The 11,266-nt window shown below is 67.2% G+C and carries 11 protein-coding genes and 1 pseudogene; 5 read left to right on the forward strand and 7 right to left on the reverse strand.

The window, feature by feature from the left end; all coding sequences use genetic code 11:
• Positions 1 to 17: 17 nt before the first annotated feature.
• The 4 genes from Q0S71_RS13855 to Q0S71_RS13870 form a co-directional block, all read right to left on the reverse strand.
• Positions 18 to 1,250 carry an MFS transporter gene (locus tag Q0S71_RS13855; protein ID WP_295996534.1) on the reverse strand — a complete coding sequence of 411 codons (1,233 nt, stop codon included), beginning with the start codon at positions 1,248 to 1,250 and terminating at the stop codon, positions 18 to 20.
• Positions 1,251 to 1,406: 156 nt separating this feature from the next.
• Positions 1,407 to 2,270, reverse strand: a complete 864-nt coding sequence (locus Q0S71_RS13860) for an aldo/keto reductase (RefSeq protein WP_295996538.1) — start codon at positions 2,268 to 2,270, stop codon at positions 1,407 to 1,409.
• 145 nt (positions 2,271 to 2,415) lie between these two features.
• Positions 2,416 to 3,057 carry a TetR/AcrR family transcriptional regulator gene (locus Q0S71_RS13865; protein ID WP_295996540.1) on the reverse strand — a complete coding sequence of 214 codons (642 nt, stop codon included), beginning with the start codon at positions 3,055 to 3,057 and terminating at the stop codon, positions 2,416 to 2,418.
• 51 nt (positions 3,058 to 3,108) lie between these two features.
• Entirely contained in the window at positions 3,109 to 3,702 is a 594-nt protein-coding gene (locus Q0S71_RS13870) for a TetR/AcrR family transcriptional regulator (RefSeq protein ID WP_295996541.1), read from the reverse strand.
• A gap of 186 nt (positions 3,703 to 3,888) precedes the next feature.
• On the opposite strand from Q0S71_RS13870, the pseudogene egtB reads away from it, so the two are divergent.
• Positions 3,889 to 5,094 (forward strand): annotated as a pseudogene (egtB, locus tag Q0S71_RS13875) (ergothioneine biosynthesis protein EgtB); the annotation flags it as partial.
• An 11-nt stretch (positions 5,095 to 5,105) separates the two neighbouring features.
• On the opposite strand, the gene Q0S71_RS27400 reads toward egtB, so the two are convergent.
• On the reverse strand, positions 5,106 to 5,279 hold the full coding sequence (locus Q0S71_RS27400) for a twin-arginine translocation signal domain-containing protein (protein ID WP_367185301.1): 174 nt from the start codon (positions 5,277 to 5,279) through the stop codon (positions 5,106 to 5,108).
• Between Q0S71_RS27400 and egtD the strand changes: the two genes are divergently transcribed.
• Together egtD and Q0S71_RS13885 are read left to right on the forward strand one after the other, a co-directional pair.
• Entirely contained in the window at positions 5,236 to 6,150 is a 915-nt protein-coding gene (egtD, locus tag Q0S71_RS13880; RefSeq protein WP_295996556.1) for an L-histidine N(alpha)-methyltransferase, read from the forward strand. The genes Q0S71_RS27400 and egtD overlap by 44 nt on opposite strands.
• A gap of 29 nt (positions 6,151 to 6,179) precedes the next feature.
• Positions 6,180 to 6,584, forward strand: a complete 405-nt coding sequence (locus Q0S71_RS13885) for a DUF427 domain-containing protein (RefSeq protein WP_295996542.1) — start codon at positions 6,180 to 6,182, stop codon at positions 6,582 to 6,584.
• 84 nt (positions 6,585 to 6,668) lie between these two features.
• Here the strand turns inward: Q0S71_RS13885 and Q0S71_RS13890 are convergent, their stop codons facing one another.
• Entirely contained in the window at positions 6,669 to 7,415 is a 747-nt protein-coding gene (locus Q0S71_RS13890) for an SDR family oxidoreductase (RefSeq protein WP_295996544.1), read from the reverse strand.
• Positions 7,416 to 7,637: 222 nt separating this feature from the next.
• On the opposite strand from Q0S71_RS13890, the gene Q0S71_RS13895 reads away from it, so the two are divergent.
• Together Q0S71_RS13895 and Q0S71_RS13900 are read left to right on the forward strand one after the other, a co-directional pair.
• Positions 7,638 to 9,245, forward strand: a complete 1,608-nt coding sequence (locus Q0S71_RS13895) for a S53 family peptidase (RefSeq protein ID WP_295996546.1) — start codon at positions 7,638 to 7,640, stop codon at positions 9,243 to 9,245.
• A 141-nt stretch (positions 9,246 to 9,386) separates the two neighbouring features.
• Positions 9,387 to 10,148 (forward strand): hypothetical protein, encoded by a 762-nt coding sequence (locus Q0S71_RS13900; RefSeq protein ID WP_295996549.1) that lies wholly within the window; start codon positions 9,387 to 9,389, stop codon positions 10,146 to 10,148.
• A gap of 14 nt (positions 10,149 to 10,162) precedes the next feature.
• Here the strand turns inward: Q0S71_RS13900 and Q0S71_RS13905 are convergent, their stop codons facing one another.
• A complete protein-coding gene (locus Q0S71_RS13905; RefSeq protein WP_295996551.1) occupies positions 10,163 to 10,969 on the reverse strand; it encodes a hypothetical protein in 807 nt (268 codons plus the stop codon).
• Between the last annotated feature and the right edge of the window lie 297 nt (positions 10,970 to 11,266).

An 11,266-nucleotide genomic window follows, 5' to 3' on the forward strand; every position in this document is an offset into this window, starting at 1 on the left:
TAGGCTGCCGTGCGGCGTTATCGGCTCGTCGTCGGCGCCCGCGCGCCGTCGGCCGTGAAGGCGCCGCGCCAGCCCAGCACGATGGTCAGCGTCAGCGCGGCCGCTTCGCAGACGGCGGCGACCCAGCCCAGGTCGGCCACCGTCGAGTAGCTCAGCGTCAGCGAGCCGAGCGCGGCGCCCAACGAGAAGCCCAGGTACATAAAGGAGGCGTTGAGCGAGAGCACGATGGGCGTGCCCTTCAGGCCGGCGACCCCGATCAGGCCGGCCTGCTGGCCCGGATAGAAGCTCCAGTGCGCCACGCCCCAGGCCACCACGCCGACCAGCACCGGAACCAGGGCCAGCGATTTGGGCAGCAGGTGGGCGCTGGCCGACAGCAGCGCGAAGGCGGCGATCGAGGCCGCCAGCGCCGGGATGATGACGCTGCGGGCGCCGTAGCGGTCGACCGCCTTGCCGCCGATGAAGACGCCGACCGCCGCCGCCACGCCCCAGGTCAGCAGCACGTAGCCGATCTGGGCGCCGTGCAGCGGCGTGGCGGCGGCCACGAACAGCGCCAGATAGGTGTAGATGGTGTAGGCGCCCATGGCCCACAAGGTCGTCACGAGCAGGGTCGTGAGGATGACCGGGCGGCGCGCCGTCGCGATGCGTTCGCGCAGGGTCGCCGTCGGCAAGCCCTGGCCGATGCCGCGCGGCAGGCCGAACGCGAGGCCGGCCGTGGCCAGCGTGGCCAGCAGCGCGACGCCGGCGAAGGTCATGCGCCAGCCGAGGCGGTCGCCCACGAGGGCGCCCAGCGGCACGCCGAAGGCCACGGCGATGGTGATGCCGCCGTTGACGATGGCCAGCGCCGTGCCGCGCCGCTCCGGTCCGGCGACCACGCCGGCCAGCGCGTTGGCGCCGGGCACGTAGAGGCCGGCGGCGGCGGCCAGCAAGATGCGCGCCGCCATCAGTTCCCAGTAATTCTGGGCCGACCACGCGACGAGATTGGCGGCCGCGAAGGCGACCATGGCGCCGATCAGCAGGCTGCGGCGGTTGACGCCGCCGCTCAAGGCCGTCAGGACCGGCGAGCTGAGCGCGTAGGCCAGCGCGAACACCGTCACGAGCTGGCCGGTGGCCACTATGCTGACGTGCAAGTCGGCCGCCATGCCGGGCAGCAGGCCGGAGATCATGAAGCTTTCTGTGCCGACGGCGAAGGTGCCGAGTGCGAGCCAGAACAGCGGGGCGTAGGAAAAATGTGGCGTGGCGGGCGTGCTCATGGCGGCTCCTGCTCAAAGAAAGGGGCGTGGGTCGACCGGCCGTCGGCGGGGCGGCGGTCGAGGTTTGCAAGGGGAAGGCTGCGGCGCGCCGAAACGGGAGGCGGCGCGCCGTCGGGCCGGACTGGCGGCCGGGTTAGCGGCCGCTTGGCTGTCGGCTTAGCGCAGGCCGCGTCCGGCGCGGTCGAGCGCGGCGAACTCGTCATCCGTGAGCGTGATGGCGGCGGCCGCCATGTTTTGCTCAAGGTGGGCCACCTTGGAGGTGCCGGGAATAGGCAAGATCACCGGGCTGCGCTTGAGCAGCCATGCCAGCGCGATTTGGCCGCGCGTGGCGTGGTGGCGGGCGGCGGTGGCGTCGAGCAGCTTGCCGGCTTCGATCAGCTGGCCGGAGGCGAGCGGGAACCAAGGGATGAAGCCGATGCCGTGTTCGGTGCAGTAGTCGAGCACATCCTCGCTGGCGCGATCGCTGATGTTGTAGCGGTTTTGCACCGTCGCGACCTTGAAGTGGCGCGATGCCGCCTTGATGTCGTCCACGCTCACTTCGCTCAGGCCGGCATGGCGGATCACGCCGCTGTCCTGCAATTGGCGCACGGCGCCGAATTGTTCGTCGCGCGGCACGCTGGCATCGATGCGGTGCAATTGCCACAGGCCGATCTGTTCGACGCCGAGGCGGCGCAGGCTGGCGTAGGCTTGCTGGATCAGGTATTCGGGACGGCCCAGCGGGGTCCAGCGGTCGGGACCGGTGCGCGCCAGGCCGGCCTTGGTGGCCAACAGGATGTTGTGGCCGGCCGGCAGCGCGTCGCGCAGCAGCTCTTCGGACACATTCGGGCCGTAGGAATCGGCCGTGTCGATGAAGTCGACGCCCAGCTCGGGCAGGCGTTGCAGCGTGCGCACGACCTCGGCGCGGTCGGCCGGATCGCCCCAGATGCCGGGGCCGGTGATCTGCATCGCGCCGTAACCGAGGCGGTGCACCGGCGTGACGCCGTCGATCATGAAGGTGGAAGACTGATTAGCGTGGGTCATTTGCGGCTCCTGAGTGGGGTATGTCACTAGCATAGGCCCGCGCCGCGAAAAGAAAAACAGCCTGGGCTTCCCGACTTACTGGACAATTTTGTCCGTAATGGGATGGGGGAGCGGCGGCAGGCGGCGAGGTGGCGGAAGGGGCGGATCAGGCGGCGGCGGTGGCCGGGGCCAGGTCCAGGCTCAGCGCGGGCAGCAGGATGTCGGGCCGAGCCAATATCATGCCGAACAGGATTTGCTCGAAGCGCTCGACCGGCACGCCGCTGCGCTCGACCTTGGCCATCAGCATCGCGCCGTGCAGGCCGCCGACGATGTAGCCGGCCACGCCGGCGCTGTCGATATGGGCGGGCAGTTCGCCGGCCGCGATGGCCGCGTTCAGGCAATATTCCAGCGAGGCGGTGACCTCGGCGAAGATTTCCAGCAGGCGCAGCCGGATCGCTTCGCTGTGGTCGACCGCCTCGCCGAGGAAATTGCCGAACAAGCAGCCATTTTCCATGCCGTCGTCATGGAGCCGGGTCTGGTTGGCGTCGATGTAGTCGCGCAGCCGCCGCAGCGGCGAATAACCGTCGTTGCGCAGCGTGGCGTCCAGCGTCTGGCGCGCGTGGTCGAAATACAGGTCGATGATTTCCAGCCCGAACGCTTCCTTGGATTGAAAATGATTGGTGAACGAACCTTGCGGCACGCCGGCGGCCTGGATGATGTCGCGCACGCTGGCGCCGCCGAAGCCGCGCTGGTGCACGACTTTCAGCCCTTCGGTCAGGATTTTATCTCGGTTGGATGGCTTAGGCATGACGCGATAATACAGTCGTACACTATCCGGTGTCAAGCGTCGCTGGCGGGCTTACGGCGTCGCTTGCAGCATGGCGAACAGCATCGTTTCGAAGCGTCGCACAGGCTCCATGCTGCGCTGCGCTTTCGACATCAAGATCGCGCCCTGCAAGGCCGCCACCGCGAAATTGGCCACCTCGTCGCATTCGAGCCGCGTGCGCAGTTCGCCGCAGCGCACGGCGGCCTTCAGGCAATCGCTGAACGCTTGTTGAACCTGGCGGAAAATATCGATGATGCGCTGGCGCAGTTCCTCGCTGTGGTCGCTGCCTTCGGCGCTGAAATTGCCGTACAAGCAGCCGTTGCGCATGCCGTCGCGATCGAGGTGGGCGCGGTTCAGGGCCAGATAATCGCGCAGCCGCTGCAGGGGCGGCAGGGCGTCGTTGCGCAGCGTCGCGCTGATGGTGGCGCAGCTGTTGGCGTAGTAAATTTCCAGGATTTGCAAGCCGAAATCCTCCTTGGATGCGAAATAGGCCGAGAAGGACCGGTCCGGCACGCCGGCCGCCCGCGCGATGTCTTGCACGCTGGTATTGTTGAAGCCGCGCGCATGGATGATGCGCAGGCCGTGCGTCAGTAACTGTTCGCGTTCGATGGTGGAGGTGGAGGACATGGCGGGAGAAAGAAGATGAAAGACGGTGACCGGGCGATAAAGTTGCGTCAGTATGTACGACCATATTATCATTGTCAACGATAGACGCGCGCGGCGCCTTTTGCCGGCCGGTCGCATCAATCGCTTGACTTCGGGATGCAATAATCTAATAATATGTACATCCGTATTATTTATGAAGAGTCCAATATGAACCTCCACACCCTAGCCGCCGTCAGCGACCCGCAGGCCGGCGCCACCGATTTGCTGGGCCGCTATCTGAGCGTGCGCCGGCGCACCGAAGCGCTGGTCGCGCCGCTCAGCGCCGAGGACATGGTGGTCCAGGCCATGGCCGACGCCAGCCCCGCCAAATGGCATCTGGCCCATACCGCGTGGTTCTTCGAAACCTTTTTGCTGCAAAACCATCTGGACGGCTACCGGCCGTTCGACGACAGTTTCGGCTATCTGTTCAATTCCTATTACGAGGGCCTAGGCGCGCGCCAGCCGCGGCCCCAGCGCGGCTTGCTGACGCGGCCGGACAGCGGGCGCGTCTTGGCCTATCGTCGTCACGTCGACCAGGCCATGCGCGAGCTGTTACAGGGAAAGGTGAGCGGGGCCGTCGAACAGCTGGTCCTGCTGGGCCTGGCGCATGAAGAGCAGCACCAGGAATTGCTGCTGATGGATGTACTTTATCTGTTCAGCCAGTCGCCGCTGCGTCCGGCTTACGACGCGCGCTGGCCGCAAGCGGCGCCGGGGCGGCGCGGCCGTTTCCTGCGCGTCGACGCGCGGCTGGCCGAGCAGGGCCACGCCGGCGCCGGCTTCGCCTTCGACCATGAGTCGCCGCGGCATCCGGTCTGGCTGCAAGGCTACGACATCAGCGACCGCCTCGTCACCAACGGCGAATGGCTGGACTTCATGGCCGCCGGCGGCTACACGCGGGCGGCGCTGTGGCTGACCGACGGTTGGGACCAGTTGCGCCAGGAAGGCTGGCAGGCGCCGCTCTACTGGCAGCGCGACGCCGATGGCTGGAGCCGGATGACGCTGGCCGGCCTCGTCCCGCTCGACCCCGCCGCGCCGCTGCTGCACGTCAGTTATTACGAGGCGGCCGCTTATGCACTGTGGGCCGGCGCCCGCCTGCCGACCGAGGCCGAGTGGGAAACGGCGGCCGCCGCCGGGCTGCTGGAACAGGTCGACGGCGTGGCCTGGCAGTGGACGGCCAGCGCCTACGCCGCCTATCCCGGCTTCCGCGCGGCCACGGGCGCGGTCGGCGAATACAACGGCAAATTCATGGCCAACCAGATGGTTTTGCGGGGCGGCGCCAGCGTCACGCCGGACGGTCACAGCCGGCTCAGTTACCGCAATTTCTACCGTCCCGGCCAGCGCTGGATGGTCTCCGGCCTGCGGCTGGCGCGCGACCGTGATGATGCTCATGGCGGCGACCTTGGTGGCCTTGGTGGCGCTGCTGGACCCCGTGGCGCTGGCGGCGCGGAAGGCGCGGCGGCGGCCACGGCGGCCCCGGCGGCCGATAGCGCGTCGCGGCGCGCCTTTGCGGCCGACGTGATCGCCGGCCTGAGCGCCAGGCAGAAATCACTGTCGCCCAAGTATTTTTACGATGCCATCGGCTCCGCGCTGTTCGAGGCGATTTGCCTGACGCCCGAATACTATCCGACCCGCACCGAGACGGCGCTGCTGCGCGAGGTCGCCGCCGACATTGGCGCCGGCATCGCCGACGGCGCCGTGCTGGTCGAATTCGGCAGCGGCGCCAGCGACAAGACCCGCTTGCTGCTCGACGCGGCGCCGCAGATCGCCGCCTATGTGCCGATCGACATCAGCGTCGATGCCCTCGACCAGGCCGCCGCCCGGCTGGCGCGCCACTATCCGGCGCTGCAAGTGGCGCCGCTGGCGGGCGACTTCACGGCCGAGCTCAGCCTGCCGGAGCCGGTGCGGCCGCGGCCCAAGGTCGGCTTCTTCCCCGGCTCGACGATAGGCAACTTCACGCCACCGCAGGCGGTCGCGTTTCTGCGCTCCGTGCGGCGCCTGCTGGGCGAAGACGCTACACTGATCGTCGGCGCCGATGTCGTCAAGGACGAGGCGACGCTGGTGGCGGCCTACGACGACGCGGCCGGCGTGACGGCCGGCTTCAACAAGAACCTGCTGACGCGCATCAACCGCGAGCTCGGCGGCGACTTCGACCTCGACGCCTTCGCCCACGAGGCGCGCTGGAACGCCGCCCTGCAAAGGATGGAGATGCACCTGGTGAGCCGTCACGACCAGATCGTCAACGCCGCCGGCCACGCCTTCGCCTTCAAGGCCGGCGAAAGCCTGCACAGCGAGAATTCGCACAAGTTCACGGCGGCCTCCTTCGCCGCGCTGGCCGCGCAGGCCGGCTGGCACGTGCGGCAGGCGTGGACCAGCGCGGCGCCGCAGTTCGCCGTCTATCTTCTGACCCCGCAGGACGGCGCCGCCGCCTGACTTTTTTTATCCACCACAAGGAAACGATGATGAGCACCAGCACCACACCCACCACCACCAAAACCGTCAAGATCCCCGGTCCTGACCATCCGATCACGATAGTGCGCAGCGGCGCCCGCGTCGTCGTCACGCTGGCCGGCCGCGTCATCGCCGACAGCACCGACGCGCTGACCCTGAGCGAAGCGGCTTATCCGGCCGTCCAGTACATTCCGCGCAAGGACGTCGACCTGAGCCAGCTTGAACGCAGCGCGCACAGCAGCTACTGTCCGTACAAGGGCGACGCCGCCTATTTCAGCATCCCGGCCGGCGGCGAGCGCGCCGTCAACGCCATCTGGACGTACGAGCAGCCTTACGAGGCGGTCGCCGCCATCAAGGGCCACGTCGCCTTTTACCCGGATCGGGTGGACGCCATCACCATCACGCCGGCCGCCTGATCGGGCGCTGTCACCATGAAAAAAGGCGGTACGGGAAAACTCCCGTACCGCCTTTTTTGCCGGTCTGGACGGTGCGCTGTCCGATTAGCCTTCCAGGAAATAATTATTGAACTGGTTCACGAACGCGTGCTCGTTCGGCCCCGGGTTGGCGCGCATGGCTTGCGCGTTTTCCACCAGCACTTCTTCCGCGTCGGTGGCCAGGGCCGCCATGGTTTGGTCGATGAACTGTTGCAGCGGCATGGCGCGCGGTTCTTCCTTGCTGTTGAGCAGGTCGGTCTGGACCCACGGCGGTGCGATTTCCTGCACCTGCACCGAGGTGTTTTTCAGCATGTAACGCAGCGACATCGAGTACGAGTGCATGGCCGCCTTGGTCGACGAGTACACGGCGCTGACGGCCATCGGCACGTAGCCCAGCACCGACGAGACGTTGACGATGGTGGCCGACGGCTGTTGCTTGAGGTGTTCGACCAGCGCCGACGTCAGGCGGATCGGGCCGAGCAGGTTGGTGGTGATGGTGGTGACGGCCATGGCGTCGTCGATCGCATTGCCGGCGTTATCGATGTGCATGACGCCAGCGTTGTTGATGAGCACGTTCAGCGCCGGGTAGTCGGCGATCAGCTTGGCGCTCACGGCGGCGATGTGGGCCGGGTCTTCCACGTTCAGCTGGACCGATTTCATGCCCGGATTGGCTTGCGTGACTTCGTCGAGCAGGGCGGCGCGGCGGCCGGAAATGATGACCTGGTTGCCCAGCTTGTGCAAGGCCTCGGCCAGACCGCGTCCGATGCCCGACGCGCCGCCGGTGATGAAGATCGTGTTGCCGTGGAGTTTCATAATAGTTCCTGTCGAAGTGAGGGGAGGCCGGGTCGGCAAGTCGTTCAGTCGCGTACTGAACCGATCAGTTCATAATAATGGAATCCGGCGGCTATTTCAATGGTAATGAACCGAATAGTTCAAAAAAGACCGCGTGCGCGCTAAGTGGCCCACGTTTGCGCGGCGTCATGGCGGGCGCCGGCCATGACCGGACAATGCAAGTCTTTTCCTGAGGAGCTCACCATGCCGACCCCATCCGAACGTGTCCCTGAACGTGTCATCATCCCCGGCAGCGAACGTCACGTATCAGTGCAGGCTCGGCTGGTCGGTCCCGCGTCCGACCACGAACGCTACACCGTCACGCTGCGCTTGCGCGCGCGCGCGCCGCTGCCGGCGGCGGCCCTGCTGGGCGCGGCCGGGGCGGGCGGCGGCGCGCCGCTCACGCGCGAACAGTACGCGGCCGGCTACGGCGCCGATCCGGCCGACATCGCCAGGGTCGCGGCCTTCGCCGCCAGCTACGGCCTGGTGGTGGTCGAAACCAGCGTGGCCCGCTGCAGCATGTATGTGTCGGGCACCAGCGGCCAGTTCGCGGCCGCCTTCGGCACCCGCATCGAACAGAGCGAGCACGCGCAAGGCCTGTTCCGCAGCCGCAGCGGCGCGCTGTCGGTGCCGGCCGACCTGGGCGGCATCGTGCTGGGCGTCTTCGGCCTCGACAACCTGCCCGTGGCGCAGCCGCGCTACCAGATCGGCGCCGTCATCGACGCCCGGACCAGCAACGCGGCCGACGCCTCCTATACGCCGCTGCAGGTGGCGGCCGCCTACGACTTTCCCATCGGCGCCGACGGCAGCGGCGAGTGCATCGCGCTCATCGAGCTGGGCGGCGGCTACCGCAGCGCCGACATCGAGCACTATTTCCAGGCGCTCAATCTGCACGCGCCCACCGTCAAGACCATTGCCATCGACGGCGGCCGCAATGCGCCGGGCAAGGCCGACAGCGCCGACGCCGAGGTCATGCTCGACATCGAGGTGGCCGGCGCCATCGCGCCCAAGGCGCTGATCGCCGTCTACTTCGCGCCCAATTCCGAGCAGGGCTTCCTCGACGCGATCACCAGCGCCATCCACGACACGGCGCACCGGCCGTCCGTCGTTTCGATCAGCTGGGGCGCGCCCGAAAGCGAGTGGAGCGGCCAGGCGCTGGCCGCCTACGACCAGGCCTTCCAGAGCGCGGCGGCGCTCGGCGTGACGGTGTGCTGCGCCGCCGGCGACGCCGGCTCCGGCGACCAGAACGCCAACACCACGGCGCCCGACGGGCTGGCCCACGTCGACTTCCCCGGTTCCGACCCGTATGTGCTGTGCTGCGGCGGCACGCGCCTGCTGGCCACGGGCGCCAACATCGACAGCGAAATCGTGTGGGACGACGACCCGCTGCGCAGCGCCACCGGCGGCGGCGTCAGCGACGCCTTCGCGCTGCCGGCCTACCAGGGCGGCGCCGGCGTGCCGCCGTCCGTCAATCCGGGCGGGCGCATCGGCCGCGGCGTGCCCGACGTCGCCGGCAACGCCGACCCGGCCACCGGCTATCTGGTGCGGGTCGACGGCGGCAACTACATCATCGGCGGCACCAGCGCGGTGGCGCCGCTGTGGGCCGGGCTGGTGGCGCTGATGAACCAGCGGCTCAAGCGGCCGGTCGGCTTCCTCAATCCGCTGCTGTACGGCGCGGCGGGCGGCTCGAACGCCTTCCACGACATCGTGCAGGGCAACAACGGCGGCTACGCGGCGCGCGCCGGCTGGGACGCCTGCACCGGCTGGGGCTCGCCGAACGGCAGCAAGCTGCTCGACATCCTCGCCTGCTGAGCGCACCGGGGCCGGGGCGGCGCGGAATTTATTTCGGCCGCCGCCAGCGGGAATGAACCGCCGCACGCCTTTTTAGAGTATTTTGTTGAGCGGCGCGGGCCACGTCGGCGCCGCTCAACTTAAACCTGAAGGGTCTGTAGCATGAAAAAACCTCATCGACTCACGCCCCGCCTGGCGCAGGGCGCGCTGCTGCTGGCCGCCGCGCTGGCCGGCGCCACCTCCGCGCTGGCCGCGCCGGCCGCGTCGGAAACCGCGTCCCAGTATCAAGCCGTGCTGGCCAACCCGGCCCGCACCGACGCCGACCGCAAGGACGACGCCAAGCGCAAGCCGGCCGTCTTCCTCGAATTCGCCGCCGTCCGTCCCGGCATGAAAGTGCTCGACGTCGCCGCCGGCGGCGGTTCCACGTCGGAGTTGCTGGCGCTGGCCGTCGGCGACGGCGGCGAAGTGTGGGCCCAGGGCAGCAAGCCGTCGGCTTCGATCGCCAAGCGTCTGGCCGAGCATCCGCAAGCGAATCTGCACCCGGTCGTGGCCGCCTTCGACAATCCGGTCCCGGCCGGCACGCCGCCGCTCGACCTGATTACGCTGGTGATGAATTACCACGACATCGTCAACGGCAAGGTCGACCGCGACGCCATGAACAAGCGCCTGTACGACGCGCTCAAGCCGGGCGGCCACTTCGTCGTCGTCGACAACGCGGCCAAGGATGGCAGCGGCCTGAAAGACACGGAGACGCTGCACCGCATCGACGAGGCGGCGCTGATCGCCGAAGTGAGTAAGGCCGGCTTCGTGGTCGACGGCAAGAGCGATTATCTGCACGTGGCCGACGATCCGCGCGAGCTGCCGTTCTTCAAGATGGACGGCCGCCCGGACGACAAGTTCGCGGTCCGCTTCGTCAAAAAATAAGCTTGGTCAGGGATTTACTGTCCGTGCTTGGCCGCATGGCGTTTGCGGCCGCCGCCTCGTCCTGAGCGTTTCTTGCGTGGCACGTCGTCGCCATGCGCGGCTTTCGGCACGGCGTGCGGGCGCACTTCCTCATGGTGCGGCTGGGACGGCCGCGCTGCGGCTTTTCCGGCAATGAGGGCACGCTCGCCGGCATCGATGCGGCGATCAATGCGGCGATCGACGCCGCGATCGATGATGCGATCAATAATGCGATCGAAGGCACGATCGATGGCACGATCGGACGTTCGGCGCGATGCCGGCGCCATACCCTCATCCTCATCCTTATCCTCGTCTTCAACGGGGCGCGGACGTAGCGTCGCCCGGGATTTTTCTGCGACCGCAGGCGCGTCGTCTCCGAACATGCGTGCTATGGCCTTGTTTCGCGCCGAGCGGAAAACATCGGCAAGCAACCATGCATCGCTGCCGGGAAGGCGCAGCCAGATGGCTTTCCACGCGTTGCGGTTGCCGCTGCCGTACAGGTTCGCAAAGCCCGACGGCGACATGGATTGTTCGCCGCATTTGATCTCCGCGCCTTCCACCACGGCGAAGTAGGGCTGGCGGCCGAAGCTCGCGCGCAGCTTGGTTCCCTCGGGAAGAAACACCTGCTTCCATTGATAGCCCGCCTCGGACGGCACCGCCGGCTGCTGCGGGGCCGCCGGAGCGGGATTCATCAAGGCGCGGATCGCATCCCAGATGATAGGCTCCATCAAGGGATCGGACCAGAAATGGCCCGTGTGCTCGCCCAAGGCCTCCAACAAGTCGGTAGGCACGGCAACGTTCATGTAGTAGAGAGGCCTTTTGTAAGGCTTAGAAACTGGCTCGGAGGCAGTCTTGGGGATAGTCCTGGAGACGGGCGTAGATTCAGGCGTGGACATGGTGGGTGCCTCGAAAAAATCGGTTTTACTAATCGCTGCTAGCTCCTGCTAAGGAATACTGCAACGCGCTATCGCTTACTAAAATTTCCGCGCGGGACGCGAAACCATCCTAAATCCCGGCCTGTATTTGTTAGAGCCGTGTAGTACGATTTAGTTCCGCCGATAGCGCAGAACCGCATGAAATAGTAAGGAGTAGCGGCAGCT

Origin of the sequence: Rugamonas sp. (genome assembly GCF_025354735.1) — a bacterium.
In the GTDB taxonomy this organism is placed as follows: Bacteria; Pseudomonadota; Gammaproteobacteria; order Burkholderiales; family Burkholderiaceae_D; genus Rugamonas.